The 17,044-nt window shown below is 51.8% G+C and carries 23 protein-coding genes and 1 riboswitch; of the genes, 15 read left to right on the top strand and 8 right to left on the bottom strand.

Features of this window, described 5'->3' with window-relative positions:
• Window positions 1-123 precede the first annotated feature (123 nt).
• A complete protein-coding gene (locus tag IRJ17_RS27545) occupies window positions 124-651 on the bottom strand; it encodes a C40 family peptidase (protein WP_122966162.1) in 528 nt (175 codons plus the stop codon).
• A gap of 4 nt (window positions 652-655) precedes the next feature.
• A riboswitch (cyclic di-AMP (ydaO/yuaA leader) is annotated at window positions 656-792 on the bottom strand.
• 303 nt (window positions 793-1,095) lie between these two features.
• Here IRJ17_RS27545 and IRJ17_RS27540 point away from each other — a divergent pair.
• From IRJ17_RS27540 to prpE, 7 genes are all read left to right on the top strand, one after another.
• Window positions 1,096-1,500, top strand: coding sequence for a LiaF transmembrane domain-containing protein (locus IRJ17_RS27540; RefSeq protein ID WP_122966161.1), 405 nt, complete (start codon window positions 1,096-1,098; stop codon window positions 1,498-1,500).
• A gap of 67 nt (window positions 1,501-1,567) precedes the next feature.
• Complete coding sequence (locus tag IRJ17_RS27535) at window positions 1,568-2,263, top strand: PspA/IM30 family protein (RefSeq protein WP_063228773.1); 696 nt, start codon at window positions 1,568-1,570, stop codon at window positions 2,261-2,263.
• A gap of 92 nt (window positions 2,264-2,355) precedes the next feature.
• Window positions 2,356-2,934 carry a class I SAM-dependent methyltransferase gene (locus IRJ17_RS27530; RefSeq protein WP_122966160.1) on the top strand — a complete coding sequence of 193 codons (579 nt, stop codon included), beginning with the start codon at window positions 2,356-2,358 and terminating at the stop codon, window positions 2,932-2,934.
• Window positions 2,935-2,948: 14 nt separating this feature from the next.
• On the top strand, window positions 2,949-3,839 hold the full coding sequence (gene liaF / locus IRJ17_RS27525) for a cell wall-active antibiotics response protein LiaF (RefSeq protein WP_242772546.1): 891 nt from the start codon (window positions 2,949-2,951) through the stop codon (window positions 3,837-3,839).
• A gap of 13 nt (window positions 3,840-3,852) precedes the next feature.
• Window positions 3,853-5,001: a HAMP domain-containing sensor histidine kinase gene (locus IRJ17_RS27520; protein ID WP_122966158.1), complete on the top strand. Its 1,149-nt coding sequence runs from the start codon at window positions 3,853-3,855 to the stop codon at window positions 4,999-5,001.
• Window positions 5,002-5,008: 7 nt separating this feature from the next.
• Window positions 5,009-5,638 (top strand): response regulator, encoded by a 630-nt coding sequence (locus IRJ17_RS27515; RefSeq protein WP_063228769.1) that lies wholly within the window; start codon window positions 5,009-5,011, stop codon window positions 5,636-5,638.
• Window positions 5,639-5,741: 103 nt separating this feature from the next.
• Window positions 5,742-6,563, top strand: a complete 822-nt coding sequence (prpE, locus tag IRJ17_RS27510) for a bis(5'-nucleosyl)-tetraphosphatase PrpE (protein WP_122966157.1) — start codon at window positions 5,742-5,744, stop codon at window positions 6,561-6,563.
• Here the strand turns inward: prpE and IRJ17_RS27505 are convergent.
• Both IRJ17_RS27505 and IRJ17_RS27500 read right to left on the bottom strand, forming a co-directional pair.
• The gene (locus IRJ17_RS27505) at window positions 6,548-6,841 is read right to left on the bottom strand and encodes a hypothetical protein (protein ID WP_173598643.1); all 294 of its coding nucleotides are present in this window, start codon (window positions 6,839-6,841) and stop codon (window positions 6,548-6,550) included. The two genes, prpE and IRJ17_RS27505, sit on opposite strands and share 16 nt — an antisense overlap.
• Before the next feature lie 19 nt (window positions 6,842-6,860).
• A complete protein-coding gene (locus IRJ17_RS27500) occupies window positions 6,861-7,688 on the bottom strand; it encodes an N-acetylmuramoyl-L-alanine amidase family protein (protein ID WP_242772543.1) in 828 nt (275 codons plus the stop codon).
• A 152-nt stretch (window positions 7,689-7,840) separates the two neighbouring features.
• On the opposite strand from IRJ17_RS27500, the gene IRJ17_RS27495 reads away from it, so the two are divergent.
• Window positions 7,841-8,071: a YneF family protein gene (locus IRJ17_RS27495; protein WP_063228765.1), complete on the top strand. Its 231-nt coding sequence runs from the start codon at window positions 7,841-7,843 to the stop codon at window positions 8,069-8,071.
• Window positions 8,072-8,089: 18 nt separating this feature from the next.
• On the top strand, window positions 8,090-8,275 hold the full coding sequence (locus IRJ17_RS27490) for a hypothetical protein (RefSeq protein WP_122966154.1): 186 nt from the start codon (window positions 8,090-8,092) through the stop codon (window positions 8,273-8,275).
• Window positions 8,276-8,371: 96 nt separating this feature from the next.
• On the opposite strand, the gene IRJ17_RS27485 is transcribed toward IRJ17_RS27490, so the two are convergent.
• Window positions 8,372-9,142, bottom strand: coding sequence for a TSUP family transporter (locus IRJ17_RS27485; RefSeq protein WP_242772541.1), 771 nt, complete (start codon window positions 9,140-9,142; stop codon window positions 8,372-8,374).
• Between the two features lie 198 nt (window positions 9,143-9,340).
• Here IRJ17_RS27485 and IRJ17_RS27480 point away from each other — a divergent pair, with 198 nt between their 5' ends.
• The 4 genes from IRJ17_RS27480 to IRJ17_RS27465 all read left to right on the top strand — a co-directional run bounded on the left by IRJ17_RS27480 (window position 9,341) and on the right by IRJ17_RS27465 (window position 13,105).
• The gene (locus IRJ17_RS27480) at window positions 9,341-9,949 is read left to right on the top strand and encodes a superoxide dismutase (RefSeq protein ID WP_063228762.1); all 609 of its coding nucleotides are present in this window, start codon (window positions 9,341-9,343) and stop codon (window positions 9,947-9,949) included.
• A gap of 954 nt (window positions 9,950-10,903) precedes the next feature.
• Window positions 10,904-11,698, top strand: a complete 795-nt coding sequence (locus IRJ17_RS27475; protein ID WP_122966151.1) for a dioxygenase family protein — start codon at window positions 10,904-10,906, stop codon at window positions 11,696-11,698.
• Window positions 11,698-12,576: an RNA polymerase sigma-70 factor gene (locus IRJ17_RS27470; protein ID WP_122966150.1), complete on the top strand. Its 879-nt coding sequence runs from the start codon at window positions 11,698-11,700 to the stop codon at window positions 12,574-12,576. The genes IRJ17_RS27475 and IRJ17_RS27470 overlap by 1 nt, the downstream gene beginning before the upstream one ends.
• Window positions 12,577-12,658: 82 nt before the next feature.
• On the top strand, window positions 12,659-13,105 hold the full coding sequence (locus IRJ17_RS27465; RefSeq protein ID WP_167470378.1) for a carboxymuconolactone decarboxylase family protein: 447 nt from the start codon (window positions 12,659-12,661) through the stop codon (window positions 13,103-13,105).
• 61 nt (window positions 13,106-13,166) lie between these two features.
• On the opposite strand, the gene IRJ17_RS27460 is transcribed toward IRJ17_RS27465, so the two are convergent.
• Together IRJ17_RS27460 and IRJ17_RS27455 are read right to left on the bottom strand one after the other, a co-directional pair.
• Window positions 13,167-13,712: a pyridoxamine 5'-phosphate oxidase family protein gene (locus IRJ17_RS27460; RefSeq protein ID WP_122966148.1), complete on the bottom strand. Its 546-nt coding sequence runs from the start codon at window positions 13,710-13,712 to the stop codon at window positions 13,167-13,169.
• A 178-nt stretch (window positions 13,713-13,890) separates the two neighbouring features.
• Window positions 13,891-14,886 carry a metal-dependent hydrolase gene (locus tag IRJ17_RS27455; RefSeq protein ID WP_122966147.1) on the bottom strand — a complete coding sequence of 332 codons (996 nt, stop codon included), beginning with the start codon at window positions 14,884-14,886 and terminating at the stop codon, window positions 13,891-13,893.
• Window positions 14,887-15,041: 155 nt separating this feature from the next.
• On the opposite strand from IRJ17_RS27455, the gene IRJ17_RS27450 reads away from it, so the two are divergent.
• Entirely contained in the window at window positions 15,042-15,335 is a 294-nt protein-coding gene (locus IRJ17_RS27450) for a hypothetical protein (RefSeq protein ID WP_122966146.1), read from the top strand.
• Window positions 15,336-15,355: 20 nt separating this feature from the next.
• Entirely contained in the window at window positions 15,356-16,471 is a 1,116-nt protein-coding gene (gene mutY / locus IRJ17_RS27445; RefSeq protein ID WP_122966145.1) for an A/G-specific adenine glycosylase, read from the top strand.
• Window positions 16,472-16,572: 101 nt separating this feature from the next.
• On the opposite strand, the gene IRJ17_RS27440 is transcribed toward mutY, so the two are convergent.
• Window positions 16,573-16,731 (bottom strand): YrzI family small protein, encoded by a 159-nt coding sequence (locus IRJ17_RS27440; protein ID WP_122966144.1) that lies wholly within the window; start codon window positions 16,729-16,731, stop codon window positions 16,573-16,575.
• A 136-nt stretch (window positions 16,732-16,867) separates the two neighbouring features.
• Window positions 16,868-17,020 (bottom strand): hypothetical protein, encoded by a 153-nt coding sequence (locus tag IRJ17_RS27435; RefSeq protein WP_167470372.1) that lies wholly within the window; start codon window positions 17,018-17,020, stop codon window positions 16,868-16,870.
• Between the last annotated feature and the right edge of the window lie 24 nt (window positions 17,021-17,044).

The following is a 17,044-nucleotide window of genomic DNA, read 5'->3' as shown; positions in this document are numbered from 1 at the left end:
GAACAAGTATCCCTTCATTCATGCTTATTTCCTTATAAGTAAGGGCACCTAATTAGACCTGGTACTAAATTTCGTCAGAAAAAGCCAGAGACGATTGTCCCTGGCTCTTATGTTTTTGCCGAACTACTTCTTTTTTGGTTGATTTTCCGGCAACGATGCAGCTTGCACCGCGTTTTCCTTTTTCGGAGTGTCCGCCTTTGCTTCCAGAACAGGCGAGCTGATGCGCTTGGCACCAACAAAACGCTTGCTCCAGTAGTACGGGTCGTTCAACTTGGTGTTGACGACTCCGCGGCCGGATTCCGAATGCACGAATGTGCCGTCCCCGATGTAGATGCCCACGTGAGAGATGCTTCGTCCGTTTGTATTAAAGAACACAAGATCTCCTGGTTGCAAGTCTTTCCGTGCAACTTCTGTACCGTACTCATATTGAGAGGCAGAATTGTGCGGCAGGTCTACACCTAACGCGTCAAATACGTAGCGTGTGAAACCGGAGCAGTCAAAGCCTTTTTTGGATGTGCCTGAAGATTTGTAAGGAACGCCGTACAGATCATCGACAACCTCTTCGAGTGTCGTGTTCTCCGCCGCATGTGCAGCGCCCGCTCCCATAGCAAGCAATCCAGCCATAAATAAAGATAGTACCACCTTGCGCAAAAGAAACTGCTCCTTTCGTGAGCCTACGAAGTTAGCTGAAGGGTTCGGTCGAAAGGACGCCCTAAGTTGCCTAACGCAACTATTCACCCCAAAAAACTGGTTCCCCCGTTTCCGACATGCGGAATTCGGCTATTTTTCGATGTTTTTTTACACGCACTCTACGAAGATTCGCTGCTTGTCCGATTTTTCCTTTTTTTTGACTGCTTGTTCATATTTTTGTCACAAAATCCTGTCTAAAGGTGTAACGTTTTGTTTCGACATTGCAAGAGCGGTTGGAATGGGGCGAAAACAGGCTCGTCCGATTATGGCAGGAAGTGCTCTCCGTCCAAGGACGGAGGGAAAAACCAACCGCACGCCCGTTATGGAAAGCCTATCCGGGGGGCTACAATAAGGGCATAAGTTAGCAAGCACCACATGCACAAGAGAATAGGAGGTAAGCGAGCAATGAGTGAACGGTCTGGAAAGGTTTTGCTCGGGCTGGTTCTCTTGCTAATCGGCGGGTTGGTTCTGCTGGATCAAATCGGAATCGACTTCGGTGACCTGCTCGGGCTTTTGATTCCCGGGGTCATCATGCTGTACGGCGCTCGAAAGATTATGGGACAATCCGGTTCGCGTTTCTGGGGAATCGTGATCTTCCTCTTCGGGTTCCTGATGCTGATTGGCAAGCTCCATCTGCTGTTCCACGGCTTACTGGCCATTGGTGTGATTTATCTGGGGTATCGCTTACTGCGCCCCAGCCATGTCCCCAAAGAAGCGCCACCTGCCTGGGAGCGTCAGTGGGCCCAAAAAGTATTGAAAGAAGACGCGCTGGACGCCTGGGAAAAAGATGTGACCCGTCGCCAGCCATAGAGTTGCTCAAGTCGCGAGAGCTTTTGGATGAAATGACACGATGTGATATGATGAGGAGGAAATAAACATGAGTATTTTTAAACGTTTGCGTGACCTGACAGTAGCTTCGGTGAATGACGCTTTGGATTCGATGGAAGATCCGGTAGTCATGCTGAATCAATACATGCGAGATATGGAAGTGGAAATCGGACAAGTCGAAGTGGCTGTCGCCCGTCAGGTAGCACTGGAAAAGAAATTCCGCCAACAACTGGATGAAGCGAACACACTGATCGACAAACGCGATCGTCAAGTGAAGCTCGCTCTGACAGAAGGGGAAGATGAACTTGCTCGCCGTGCACTTGCAGACAAAAAGCAATACGAAGCGCGTGCAGCAGAGTATGAGACACTGTACCTGGCAGCATCCGAGGCAGCTACGCAAATGCGCGAGAAGCTGGCTGAGCTGAAGGAAGAGTTCTATAAAATGCGTGCGAAAAAATTCACGCTGATGGCTCGGGCACAGGTAGCTCGTACACAAAAGCAAGTGAATCATGCCGTAGTGGGAATCGGAAATCAGTCCGCAGGCCGTGGCTTTGCTCGCATGGAGGAAAAAGTGCTGCGCATGGAAGCCGAAGCGCAAATGAGCGGTCAATGGCGCCAGACAAACCTCGCTTGGGAGAACGCGCTTTCTGAGTTGGAAAAAGACGATCTGGATACAGAACTGGCAAACATCAAGGCATCGCTTCAACAGAAAAAACCAGTGTCCGCCCAGCCGGAACAATCTTGATTGGACAGGAACTGGGGGATTGGTTGTAGAATAGAGTGTGTCAATCAGGCAGCCTGTATAGCAGGCTGCTTTTCCCCTAGGAGGTACGATTCTTGGCAGACTTCATGGTCTTTTTGCGAAGGTTCATCGCTGAGCCTGGGCGTGTCGGCAGCGTGATCCCGAGTTCGCGGTTTTTATGTGAGCGAATGTTGAGCAGCGTCAATTGGGCTTCAACGGATGTTATTCTGGAGCTGGGACCTGGCACAGGAGCTTTTACCCAAACCATTTATCAAAATATCAATCCGGATACCGACTATGTGCTTGTGGAGCGTGACAGCCAGTTTCGATCCATCCTTCAATCACGCTTTCCTGATCTTCCTGTCAGGGAGGAAGCGACGAGACTCGGACAATATTTGGAGGAGATGGAGCTTGGCAAGGCAGATGTCATCATTTCCGGCCTGCCGTTTGCCAATTTCCCACAAGAGTTGCGAGCAGCCATTCTGGATGAAGTACAAAACGTATTAAAACCAGGCGGCCTGTTCATTACATTCCAATATTCGCTACAACTCCAGGCTGAGCTGCAGGCGCGTTTTCCTTGGGTAGAGACAGACTTCACCTTGCTGAATATCCCACCTGCATTCATTTATACGTGTCGAAACAGACAAAGTGAAAAAGATCGGCATGGGGCGTAAGAGAGGAGACTTTTGTGAAACTGTCCCGCTTGCACACAATGTTGGCTGGCGTCCTGATCATTTTGACAGGCATCGGCCTTTTATTAGACAGTTTGCATATCATTTCGTTCGGTCTGTTTGATCTGTGGCCGATGGTGCTCGTCTACTTCGGCGTTCGCCTCTGGGGTCAGAACAAACGGATTGGCGGCGGCATTCTGTTCAGTTTGGGAATCATTATTGCTCTGGACATGTGGTTCGGTATCGGTGTGGATGACTTGTTCCAACTGGCAGTTCCCATCCTGTTGATTTATTTTGGCTTCCGATTGATTCGCGGCAAAACGAGAGGGGGCGGGAACCGGGCTTCCTTTCCCCCGTTTCCGGAACAACGGGAAGAGCCTTCTGGTCCGGCTATGACTAGCGAGGATCAGCCTGTTCATACACACAACGGCATTCGGCATGACGCTGCACAATGGCTGGACAGCTTGAGCAAGTGGAAGCCTTCCCGCAGCAAGCTGCTTGAGAAGGAAGAGGAAACTGGGCGTGAACGAATTTTGCCCAAAGATTCTCGCAGTTCGTTGATTGGCGATTATCATCTGACTTCCGGGCGTTTTGAGTTGAGCACCCTGCATGTGTGGCACGGGATCGGGGATGTGGTGATTGATCTGTCCCGCGCGGTTTTGATGCAGGACGAGGCCGCTCTTATTGTGGAAGGATGGGTAGGGGATGTCACCGTTTATGTCCCTGTCGATCTTCCGGTTTCAGTGAACGCCGAGCTGAGTCTGGGCGACCTGGAAGTATTGAGCTACCGCCAGGGAGGGATCAACCGGAGTGTGATGATTCGTTCCGAGCAATACGAGGAGGCGGCTCAAAAAGTGAATTTGCATATCTCGCTGCTTGTCGGCGATATAAAAGTCAAGTACATCTAGGAGGTACTGGCGGATGCGTCGACAGCGATTAGCGAGTATTCAGTGGCAATATGTGCGCTACGGCGTCCTGCTCGCCGCAAGTGCAGTTACGGTTTCGTTTGTTTGCTTTTTTTGGCTCTATTTTTCCTGGAAAGACATGCCGGAGGTTCATCGCGCATACAGCAGGCTGATCAGTGACCCGAGAGTCGTCTTGTGGATGCAGGATTACTTGGGCTTGGCCTTGCCCACACAGCCTGACGGGTTGGTCCAGCTAGTCGCTTTTGTCATATCGCTTCCTGTCGGTGTGCTGGTTGCCCTGATTATTTCCTATATCTTCGGGAATTTGTTGAAAAAACGGCTTGGCGTGCTGTGGGAAGCAGCCATGAAGCTGGGACGGGGAATGCTGTCATACCGTGTGCCCGATCTGGGCGTCGACGAGGTCGGCGAACTGGGGTGGCAGCTGAACCGCCTGGCTTCGCAGTGGGAGGAGCAGGTCGCGTCTTTGCAGCGACTTTCCAACCATAACGCTGCTTTGGCGGAGCAAGTCAAACAGGCAGCCGTGACAGAGGAGCGCCAGCGTTTGGCAAGGGAACTGCATGATGCAGTCAGTCAGCAGTTGTTTGCCATCGCGATGACGACAGCGGCGATGAAGCGGCTGGTGGAGAAAAATCCGCAACGGGCAGCCCAGCAAATCGAGCTGGTCGAGGAGATGGCAGCAGCGGCTCAGGCTGAGATGAGGGCGTTACTGTTGCATCTGCGCCCGGCCACGCTGCAAAACAAATCGCTGAAAGAAGCGATGATGGAACTTTTAGAAGAGCTGACTCGTAAAAATACGATGGAACTGACGTGGGAGATTGAAGACGTCGAAGGGCTGCCAAGCGGCATCGAAGACCACTTGTTTCGCATTTTGCAAGAGTCTTTGTCCAATACGCTGCGACACGCCAAGGCCAGCCTGATCGCGGTCAAGCTGTTCACTTTGCAGGAGCAGGTGCGATTGCGGGTGACAGATGATGGTGTCGGCTTTGACCCGGATGGGGAAAAGATGACGTCATACGGACTGCGCAGTATGCAGGAGCGAGTGGCAGAAGTAGGCGGCTCGATGGAGATTTATTCAGCGGTCGGCAAGGGAACGCAAATAGAGGTGCGGATTCCCCTGATGCTACAGCCGGAACGGGAAGGGTGAAAATGCTGTGATTCGCGTATTACTGGTAGATGATCATGAGATGGTACGGATGGGACTGGCGGCTTACCTGTCAACAGAGGATGATATCGAGGTTGTGGCAGAAGCGGGCAGTGGTGAAGAAGGTGTGCGGATGGCTGTCGAGCTGCGGCCGGATGTTGTCCTCATGGATTTGGTCATGGAAGGCATTGGTGGCGTGGAAGCGACCAGACGCATTCGCGAAGCATGTCCGGCCAGCAAGGTCATCGTTCTCACCAGCTTCATTGATGACGAGAAGGTATATCCGGTTATTGAAGCGGGGGCTTTCAGCTACTTGCTGAAAACTTCGCGGGCGGCGGAGATCGCGAAGGCCATCCGTTCGGCAGCGGCCGGAGAACCTGTACTGGAGTCGCGAGTGGCAGGGAAAATCATGGCCCGTTTCCGGCACGGCCAGGAATCGCATCCGCACGAACAGTTGACACCGCGTGAGCTGGAAGTGCTGAAGCTGATCGGTCAAGGCAAGTCGAATCAGGAAATCGCCGATGAGCTGATTATCGGCATCAAAACGGTCAAAACACACGTCAGCAACATTCTTGCCAAGTTGAATGTAGAGGACCGGACGCAGGCGGCGATTTACGTTCATACGCACGATCTCGGTTGATTTTGCCGTAAAAAAGCTCCTCATGATGAGGGGCTTTTTTGAGTTTTTTTTGCCGTTATGGTAAAGATAGTAAGTAACAGATTGGGAAAGGAGGGAACGCGCTATGAGGCATAAACCTCAGACACGCTCCAAGGTGCTTTCGGCCGACAACGGCGTGGATATCATCGGAGACGTTCACGGCTGTTACGACGAGTTTATGGAGCTGATCCAGCGGCTCGGGTACGAGCAAAGCAAAGACGGTGCCTACCGACATCCAAAGGGCCGAAAGCTCCTTTCCCTCGGAGACATAACAAGCCGCGGACCGCATTCGATCAGGATGTTGCAATTTTTCCACCTCCACGTCACGGCTGGACTGGCAGAGATGGTAGACAGCAATCACGGCTGGAAGATCGCCCGCTGGCTGGATGGCAGGCCGGTTACCTTGGCGCACGGCGACGAAAAAGTGGAAGAGGAGCTGAAGCTTTATCAGCATGAATTTGGGCCGAAAAAAGCTTCTTTGCTGCGGGAGCAAAGTCGGCGGCTGCTTTTTTCCTCGCCGTCGCACATGATGATCCGCCGTCATGACAAGCTGGCTGCTGTAGCTGTTCACGCCGGGATCAGGGATGACTATATTGGCATGGAATCTCCTGCGGTGCATACGTTTTGCCGATACGGCGATGTGGCCGGGACTGGGCCTGATGGCCGCCCTATTCGCAGAGAGTGGGCAAAAGAACGCAGAGTCTCAAGTCCGACGATCGTCTGGGGACACGATCCGCACCCGGAACCGAAACGCAAAAACGGCACAATCAATATCGACCAGGGCTGCGTTTTCGGCGGAATGCTGACCGCCTATCGCTTCCCGGAGGACGATGTATTGAGTGTGCCGGCGAGAAAAAATTATTCAGGTCTGTCGGATACGCCGCTGACGCGTTATACGGCAGATTGAGAATCGGTTTTCTTGTTTTTGCTGTTGCTTACTTGCTCGATCGTGTTTTTGGCGGAAGAGTGAATGCCTACACTGGCCAAGCCCGCTGTTACGCCTTCCATTAGCGCTGTTTTCCAGTCAAATCCGGGATAGTACAGCCATTGATTGGCCATGTACAGCCCGACAATCAAGACAACGGCTACCCAACTGCGCAGCTTTTTCGGGATGCGAAGCACATCGGACAAGGTAGCGGTTCCGGCCAGGGCAAAGGCGATGATTAAACCGAGATCGAAGCCCACGGGGCACTACCTCCAAATCTTATTTTTTCAATTGCTCATACAGGCGCTTCAATATGATGGCCTCGGCCCAAAGCGGCAAAGGCTTGTCAGCTTGATTGCGCCAGTCTTCGTTGGTCAACAAGCCTTGGTCAAACATCCAGTCGATCCCTTCCTGTTTCCAGTCGGGCACTGTTCCTCCACCTCCATCTCCGGGATTGGGGGAAGCGGTAGGCGCAGGCGTCGGGGTGGGAGTAGGCGCAGGTGTGGGCGTCGGTGTTGGCGCGGGAGTAGGTGTAGGAGTAGGAGCTACTGGAGGGCGGTAGGGCAGTTTGGCATATTCGCAAAAAGCGCGGACAACCCCCTCGGCGAGTTTTTTCCAGTCCTTGGCGAGCGTATCTGCGTCCAGTGGATTGTCTGCAAAGCCGTACTCAATAATGACCGTCTCCACGCTTCCTGTTTCCCTGTGCATGTAGTAGTAGTCGCGGTTCGGGTTGTTGGGGAGCGTACGGGTGAAAATCCGGCGGTTCGGCATTCCCTCTGCTTCAAGCTCTTCCTGGATCATGCGGGGAAATACGGCTGACCCATAAATCGAGTAAATGACTTCAGAGCCTCTGCCGCCCCCCGCATTGATATGGTTGGAGATGCAGTAACGGGCGCCGCTGTTTCGCACCAGGGCAGTCCGTGCATCGCTTGAAAGCGTAGTATCGCTGGTCCGCGTCATCGCGACCGGAATGTTCAGTTCCTTGAAGCGGTTGAACTGGTACAAGGAAATTTGCAAGGTCATATTCTTTTCAAGAAACTGCGCATTGTTTCCGCCGCCAGGATCGACTCCCCCGTGCCCGGCGTCCACAATCAGGATAGGAGCCATTTATGCATCACCTCTTGTTCTTAGAATATGCTTGGAAAGGCCGACATGGCTTGGGGCAGTCTCATCATTTTCGCGCGTTGCAATGTACAGAAAGCCCATCTATGGTACAATGAAAGAGTTCTTAATTACGCATAGAGGATGGTAATGTATTGATGGCTTGGTACAACTGGGTAATCCCGATCGTTACATTGTTACTCGGCCTCGTGGGCGGTTTTGCCGGAGGCACTTATTATTTGAAAAAACAGATGTCCAACATGCAGATGGACGACAAACAGCTGCAAGCCATGGCCCGTTCTATGGGAATGAATCTCAACCAAAAACAGCTGAAGCAAATGAGCCGCACGATGAAAAATATGAAAATGCCAAATAAATTCGGGAAGTAGTGCGAAGGGGGTGTCGTTATGGGACCGACCCGTCTACGCTACACGATGATCGGTTTTATTGTGGGTGTATTGATCGTGTATTTGAAAGATCTGCCTATGGGGGAAGGGACCCGATTCGCAGCCCCTTTTTATGGAGCGGGCATAGGTCTTCTCATCGACGGCATCATATTGCGCATGAAGCAACGAAAAGGAAAAGACGAGTAGGGGGAGCTTGGCTTTGGCCAGGCTTTTTATTTTGGCGCTTCGTAAAAAAGACCAGTCGGATCACCTGTGCGATCATCCGGCTGGTCGTCTTTGTTGTTAGGGGGTAAAAATCAGCTCGTAAATCATTTTCGTAATCAAGGTGATCGAGACGATCAAAAACAGCGGGCGGACGTAGCGAACGCCGGTTTTGATGGCGACTTTCGCACCGATGCTGGCACCGAGCAGCATCGCAATCCCCATGACCAGACCTGTCAGGAAAATGACCTTGCCTTCTACGAGGAAAACAAACAGCGCGGAGATGTTGCTGGCCAAATTCAAGATCCGGCCGTTGCCTGCTGCGATTACGAAGTCATAACCGAACAGAAGCACCATCAAAAACACGAAAAAAGAACCCGTTCCCGGGCCGAAGAAGCCGTCGTAGAAACCGATCAAAAAAGTAAAAGGAATGCCTAGCCCAAGCGTAAACTTGGTCATCCCTTTGTAGTTGGAGTCTTGACCGAACCGTTTATTGAACAAGGTGTAGACGAAAATCAGCGCCATCATGACGATGACCAATACTTTCAACATTTCTTGGGGAACGAACAGCACCGTCTTGGCTCCGAAAAAGGCACCGACGAGCGAGACGGGGAAGAGAATGAGCATCAGCTTCTTGTCGTATTTTCCCGAGCGGATAAAAGTGAATGAGCTGGTTGCCGAGGAAATCGTGCCGGCGAGCTTGTTCGTGCCGAGCGCGAGATAGGGAGGCATGCCCAGACCGAGCAGAGCGGGCAAGGAAATCAATCCGCCGCCGCCAACTGTACTGTCGATGAAGGCTGCGACGAATCCGAAGAAAGCGAGAAACACTACCGTTAATAAGTCCAGTTCCATTCATGATCACCTGATTCTCTAAGTATGTATGCAATAAAACAAGTCTAGCACTCTCTTTTTTGAATGCAAGCTGGAAATCTCTGAAAATGGCTGATAGATTAATATACTTTGCATACTGATTTGTTGTAAAAGTGGTTGTCTTGTAGTATAATAAGCTCGTAGCTTGAACCATACATATTTTTGAGGAGGAATGTTATAATGGCACATCAACTTCCAGCATTGCCTTATGCACATGACGCACTGGAGCCTCATATCGACGCGCAAACCATGGAAATTCACCACGGACGCCACCATGCTACTTACGTTAACAACCTGAATGCAGCTTTGGAAGCTCATGCAGACTTGCAAGAAAAAAGCGTAGAAGAGCTGATCAGCAACCTGGACGCTCTGCCTGAATCCATCCGCACAGCTGTGCGCAACAATGGCGGTGGACATGCTAACCACACTCTTTTCTGGGAAATCCTGAGCCCGAACGGCGGCGGCGCACCAACTGGTGAATTGGCTGACGCAATCAACGCGGCTTTCGGCAGCTTCGACAACTTCAAAGCTGAATTTGCAAAAGCAGCAACTACTCGCTTCGGTTCCGGCTGGGCTTGGCTGACTGCTGAAGGCGGCAAAGTAGCGATCTCTTCCACTCCTAACCAAGACAGCCCGATCATGGAAGGCAAAACACCTATCCTCGGCCTGGACGTATGGGAGCATGCTTACTACCTGCGCTACCAAAACAAACGCCCTGACTACATCGGCGCGTTCTGGAACGTAGTGAACTGGGATGAAGTAAGCAAGCGTTTTGCTGCTGCGAAGTAAGCTTGTTTTTTTGCAATGATAAAAGCTTGTTGCTCGATTGTGGGCGGCAAGCTTTTTATTTTGGGTTCCGTCTCCGGTGAAAAAGGAAAACCGCGTCAAAAGCAGCGAGATCGAAGAAGTGAACGCACGTTGCCGCTTAAAGGCGTGTTTTCCTTTTTCGCCTCCGCCTCGGAAGGAGTCCCAAAGCCCTTTCGCTTGTTTCTCCTGTTTCCTCGGCCAACGGTAAGCTTTGGTCGGATATTGTTTTTTGGAGGTTGCTCAAGGGCGGAAAATCCAGGGCAGGAAGTGAGCAAGCTTTCCCCGAACTGGTGGCATGAAGCAACCGTCTTCAAGAAGAATCTTAATCATTGTTTCTATGTCTTTTTTTGAAACCCTCCATCACCCCTTAACCAGCCTCGCCACGCCTGAAGTACCGATGAAGCAAACTGCAAATCGCTACCCAAGCCAACTTTTATGTATTCAGCCTTTAGCATTTTCTTTAAAACTCGCGCCGACCACACCCAGCCGCTGACGAGGAAAGAGACGAAATCCGCGAAAGCTCTTTGGGATACCGACCGAGGTTCCGAGGAAAAAGCGAAACACGATTTTAAGCGTCAACGTGCGTCTGCTTCTCTGAGTCCGCTGCTTTTGACGCGGTTTCGCTTTTTCCCCGGAGCCGTGCAGTCTAAGCCCAAGAAGCTACAGCGATTCGTCTCTTTCCTCGCCACGCCTAAAGTATCGATGAAGCAGACTACAAAGCATCACTCCGAGCAAGCTTTTATCATTCGCCGGAAAAGTGTAAGCTGTCCATAACACGAGCCAATTCAAGCCATCTGCCCCGAACGGCTGCAGAATCGCAGAATCAAGGAAACAAGAAAACTTATTTTCCGCAAAGGATAGCCATGAGAACAAATATCAGTTATAATACTTACTAAAAGTAACCTTATTTAAAAACTATAGAGGAGAGTGTTTCTCATGATGCCATCCTTTTTCGTTGCACATGGCGCTCCGCTGCTTGCTATCGAAAACAATTCCTATACACAAGCCATGCATCAGATTTCCAGCCTGCTTCCGCGCCGTCCGCGCGCTATCGTCATGTTTTCTGCGCACTGGGAAGCATTTGACCAGATGGTCGGCACGATGGAGACGTTCCCGACGATCCACGATTTCGGCGGGTTTCCGCAAGAACTGTACGAAATTCAATATCCGGCAAAAGGCGACCAACAGATTGCCGATGAGACGGTTCAATTGCTGCGTGATGCAGGCGTGCCTGTCACGGTAAATACGACACGAGGTCTGGATCATGGGCATTGGGTAGTTTTGCGCCATATTTTCCCGGACGCAGATATCCCGGTAGTTGCCCTGTCCGTCAACCCGAATCTGACTGTTGCGCAGCAATACATGATCGGCAAAGCGCTCAGCCCGCTGCGGGAAAAAGACGTCCTGATTATTGGCTCGGGTGGAACCGTTCATAACTTTTCATACATCGACATGCGTGAAACGCAAGGACGCGCTTTCGAGTGGGCCTTGGAGTTTGAAGAATGGCTGCATCAGTCCTTGAGCGGATGGAAAGTGGACGATTTGGCCCGTTATCGCGAGCTTGCGCCGCACGCGGAAAAAGCGGTTCCTGCCTATGGCAGCGAACATTTTGTGCCGCTCCTTTACGTGATGGGAGCAGCAGATGACGAGCGCACCGCCAAGCGACTGCACATGAGTTTTCGTTACGGGAGCCTGAGCCATACGATTTGGCAGTTTGGTGAAGCCAAATAATGAGCGTGGGGATCGCAGAAGTTTATCTCCAATACAAAGGATTGCTGTTTACCCTCGCCTACCAGATGACAGGCTCTGTCGCGGAGGCCGAGGACATTGTCCAGGAGACGTTTGTTGCGCTTGCGGGCGTTGACATCAACGATATTCAACACGTCAAAAGCTATTTGTGCAAAGCCGTGACAAACCGTTGCCTGGACACGTTGAAATCAGCGCGCTGGAAACGCGAACAGTACGTAGGAGAATGGCTGCCCGAACCGCTGTTTGACGACGGCGGCGAGAATGACCCGTTGCGAACCGTGATCGCGCAGGAGCACGTATCCTACAGCTTGCTTGTCTTGCTCGATCGGCTGTCTCCGGCGGAGCGGGCCGTCTACGTGCTGCGCGCAGCCCTCGACTTTGAGTACCGAACGATCGCTGACCTGCTGGAAAAAACAGAGGCGAGCTGCCGCAAGCTGTACAGCCGCGCACAGCAAAGGCTGAAAGAGCCAGGCCTGCAAGTCACAGCAGTACCCGCCCCAGCCAAAAAGCTGATTGAACAGCTGATGCATGCGATTTCCAAAGCAGACGCGAGTGCATTGGTACAGCTTTTGACACAGGATGCTGTGCTTGTCAGCGACGGGGGTGGAAAAGCCAGGGCTGCGCTGCGCCCGATTTTCACCAATCGCCGCGTGGCCTCGTTCTGGAAAGGTGTCTGGCCGCGCTGGGCGGATCATTCGCACATGGAGATTCGCTCCATCAACGGCCAGGATGGCATCGTCGTCATTTCCGAAGGCCAAGTGAAAATGACGCTTCAAATCAGCCTGAATCAAGCGGAAGACCGGATCGAGCGACTGTTTATGGTCGTCAATCCGGACAAATTGGCGCATTTGCAAAAGTAATTTTTCCAATCGGTCACAAAACCGGAAAGCCACTCGTCTTTGAGGTTGAAAGATCACATTCGAGTGGAGAGGAAAGATGAACATGCAAACAAGATTCAACTATCGCCAGGCGAACCCGCAAGCGTACCAAGCCATGCTGCAACTGGAAAAATTCGTGAACGAAAGCGGCCTCGACAAAAAGCTGATCGAGTTGATCAAAATTCGTGCGTCGCAAATAAACGGATGCGCCTTTTGCATGGATATGCATACGCAAGACGCGCGCAAACTCGGCGAGACAGAGCAACGCATTTATTTGCTCAGCGTTTGGCGCGAGTCCGCTGTTTATACGGATGCCGAGCGTGCGGCTCTCGCCTTGACCGAGGCAGTGACGCTGATTACGAAAGACGGCGTTCCCGACGCCCTTTACCAGCAAGTAAGAGAGCATTTCGACGAGAATCAGTACACGGCGATGATCATGGCGATCAACACGATCAACAGCTGGAACCGCATCGCCATCTCGACAGGCATGTTTGCCCCGTACAACCGCTAAATACGTTGCGGACAGACGAATGAAAACGACACGTTCCCAAGGAAGGGGCGTGTCGTTTTTGTTACACATCCATTTCTACTTTTTTACCCGGATAAAATTGATTTTCTTCCGAGCCTGGATTGCCTTTGGCCGTGAGCGTATCCGGGGTGATGCGAAAAATAGCGGTTACGCTGCCCATGGACGAGCGATACTTCAGCACGTGCTGCAAAGGCAGCGGATCGGAAAAGTAGCCTGGCACGTATTTGTCGATCATCGCTTGCATCGCATCGCGCATTTCAGCCGGCTCCTGCACGCGCTCGATCGTACCCGACAAAAACACGCTCATATAAGCGGTATCAATATGCGCCGGAACAGGCGAAGCGATCGTGCCGTGCTCTTCGCAAACGCTGAAACAGACGCGGTTGTTTTCGTTGATCATCTCGATCTTTCGCCCAGAGTCTGCGCCGTGAAAGTAAATACAGCCGTTCCACCAGGCAAAATTGAGCGGAATGATATACGGCTCGCGCTCGTTGGACATTCCGAGGTGGCCGACTTTTGCTGTGTGCAAAAACGAAGCGATCTGCTCCTGATCAGTAATGGTGCGTTTGGAATAGCGGATAGGTATCATTGGTAATCCCCCAGTCAGACAGTTCTGTTTTTCGATGTAGCCTGATCGTAGTCGGTTTTTGACTTGGGAAAAAGGTGCAGTTTAGGCTTAATCGAGCAGGTCAGATTCAGATATAAAAAAACCGCTCCATTCTCAAGAGCGGTTTTGATTCAGTATTCAGTTGCTGTGCGATGGGCGATTATCCCAGCTGTCGCTTGGAATCGAGTTTCTTGGCAAGCTGCTCTTCCCCGCGGTGAATCCAGCCGACGAAGGAATCGCGGATGTTCAGTTGAGGATCGAGATGGACAACGGCGACGAACATGTAATGGCTTTTTCCTTGGAAGCGGGAGCGATAGCGCAAGTCGATCCATTTGACTTCATAGCCGAAGGGCTGTTCCTTTGTTTCCACGTGGACGTGGTGGGTGAAGGCGAGGAACGATTGCACCTTGGAATCTTGTTTGGCAGCGGCAACGACTTCGCTCTCGGGTTTGATGGCAAATGTGTCCAAAATACTGACATCGCCGGAGTTCACCTCGCCTACATACCAGTGCTGCTCCGTTTTGGCAACAAAAGTCCAAAATGTCCAGGACAGGGTAGGAATGATCGTGTACATGCCCGGCTTGCCGATTCGCGCGCGAACTTGCTCTGTCGTCCGCTTTTGCACCTGGCAGCGCCAATAGTAGTAGCCCGCAATCACCAGGTAAATCAGCAAAAAGGATCGGCCAGGGTGCGCGCCCGCTGCCCAGAGCATGAAGCCGACGAGATGAGCGGCAAAAATGAACGGATCAAAAATGAAAATGGCGTTCAGGGCAACCCACTTATCGCGAAACGGATACAAACCCTTTGTGCCATAGGAATTGAACAAGTCGACAAAAACGTGCAGGCAGACGGCCAAAAAGATCCAGCCCAGCAAATGGAGCCAGGAGGCTTGCGGCATCAGGGCCTGTATGAGAACAAAAATGGCTCCCGACCAGAGAAACAGGGCAGGTACAGAGTGGGAAACGCCTCGATGATTGCGAATGTAGGCCGCAGTGCCGCGAAGGCGAACCAACCCATCCAGATCAGGTGCTTGCGAGCCGATGACCGTACCAATCATCACGGCGGCTGCAAGCGATGGAGAAGAAGCTACGACAGGATCGAGGTAGGCGAGCCCGGCCAATCCGAAGCCCATGGCAAAGTGAGTGGCTGTATCCATGGAATCGTTGTCTTCCTCCTTTTCTTCCAGGCTGTTGTTATGTTTATTATAGCGTGAGAGATGACATAATTCCCCCCTCTGCTGAAAAAAATTGTGAGCTTGTTCCCGCTTTTGCAAAAAGGGTATGATGAATAGATCAAGGAGGGACAAGTCGTATGTTAACTGTCTTTATCGAATACAAGCTGCAACCGGAAAAACGGGAGCAGGCTTTGCGACTGCTTGCATCCATGGCTTCGCGGCTTGCAGCATGGGGAGCACGCGAATATCGCTCCTTCGAGGGGCTTGATCAGCCGGGATTGTTTGTGGAAACTTTTGACGTTTCCACTGTACACGAATATGAACAAATCAAAGCACACCGTTTGGCGGATCAGCAGTTTTGCGACTGTATAACGGGCGGAGCGGCCAAGCTGCACGTCTGGGCGTTTCGCCCCGCCGAGTATCCAAAATAAAAGGAGCAGACAAGAAAGACATGGCAAGAAAAAAAGACAACAGCTTGCAGTACACTCTTCCCGAAGAGTTTCATGTGTTCGGTTTCGCCCAGGATTTGTTGGCCTGGTACGACTCGCAAAAGCGGGATTTGCCGTGGCGGATCAACCGTGACCCGTATCGTGTCTGGGTGTCGGAAATCATGCTTCAGCAGACGCGGGTAGAAACCGTTAAACCTTATTATGCGAATTTCATGGAGAAATTTCCGACGGTGTCGGATTTGGCAAATGCACCAGAAGAAGAAGTGCTCAAAGCGTGGGAAGGACTTGGCTATTACTCCCGCGCTCGCAATTTGCAGGCTGCTGCTCGCGAGGTAACCGTTCGCTATGGCGGCGTCGTGCCTGACACGCCTGAAGAGATCGCCACGCTGAAAGGCGTGGGGCCGTATACAGCGGGTGCGATTTTAAGCATTGCCTACGGAAAGCCGGAGCCGGCTGTCGACGGAAACGTCATGCGCGTCTTTTCCCGCTTGCTGTACCTGTCGGATGATATTGCCAAGCCCGCCACCCGGATCAAGATTGAGCATCTCGTGCGCCAAGTCATTCCGGAAGGGCGCGCAGGTGATTTCACCCAGGCTTTGATGGAGCTGGGCGCGATGGTCTGTGTGCCGCGCTCGCCGCAATGCTTGACCTGTCCTGTGTTCGATTACTGCATGGCCCGCAAGGAAGGGGTACAGGAGGAACTGCCGATCAAAGGGAAGGCAAAACCTCCGCGCCCTGTCGATTTGCAGGTGGCAATCGTGGTTCGCGATGGCAAGGTGCTGATTAACAAACGGCCGGAGCAAGGGCTGCTGGCTGGCCTGTGGGAGTTTCCCATGGTGGAGACGGAGCAGCAAAAAGACAGTGCCAAAGCAGAGGCGCTCGCCAGCGGAATCAGCGAACGATTCGGAATCGATATCGAAGTGCTGGAACCGCTCGGTGCCGTGCAGCACATCTTTTCGCATTTGCAGTGGAATATGCAGGTTTGGTCCTGTGACTGGATTGACGGAGACAAGCTGCCCGCTCATGCCAGGTTTGCGGCCTGGAGTGAGCTGGACACGTACACGTTTCCGATGGCCCATCACAAAATCAGGGAATTGCTCGGACAAAAAAGCAAGTAGGACAGGAAGCCAAAAAGCTGTCGAGATAAACTCGGCAGCTTTTTTCATTCGGACGACCATGCAATGGCCGTCTCGTTATTTTCATGGACTGTCGTTGTCGATTATCTGTACAGAAATTCCGGAAACTGCATTGCGATCTGATGTTTCCGTTGTTCCCACTCAGCGATTGCTTGTTGTTGCAAATATTGCGCCTCGCGCTGTTCTGGGGTCAATTTCCGCTTCTCGATAATAATCGTGAAGAAAATCATTGGAATGTGCATGAAAATCCACCTCCCATCCCTGATAAATCGTGCAGTTAGTCGCCATCTATCGCTTTGACTCCTGTAAATCTCATCATCTGACGTCTTTGTTTATTTTTCATTGAAATCCCTCCTGGTTTGGAATGCGAAGACGAAATTAGATGCGGCTAACGTGTTGGGCTGCTTCAAAGGCGTGAGCCTCAGCGCGTTCTTCCAAATAACGCGTGCGCGCATAGGCAGCCAGGCGTTGTTCTGGTTGAACGTGATTGCGTTCGATCTTGATGGTGAAAAACAAGAAATTCAGTACCATACCAAATCACCTCCTCTCATTGGT

This window comes from Brevibacillus parabrevis (assembly GCF_022701015.1).
Classification (GTDB): domain Bacteria; phylum Bacillota; class Bacilli; order Brevibacillales; family Brevibacillaceae; genus Brevibacillus; species Brevibacillus parabrevis.
The sequence above is the reverse complement of the archived record's forward strand: the minus strand, read 5'-3'. Positions and strand labels throughout refer to the sequence as shown.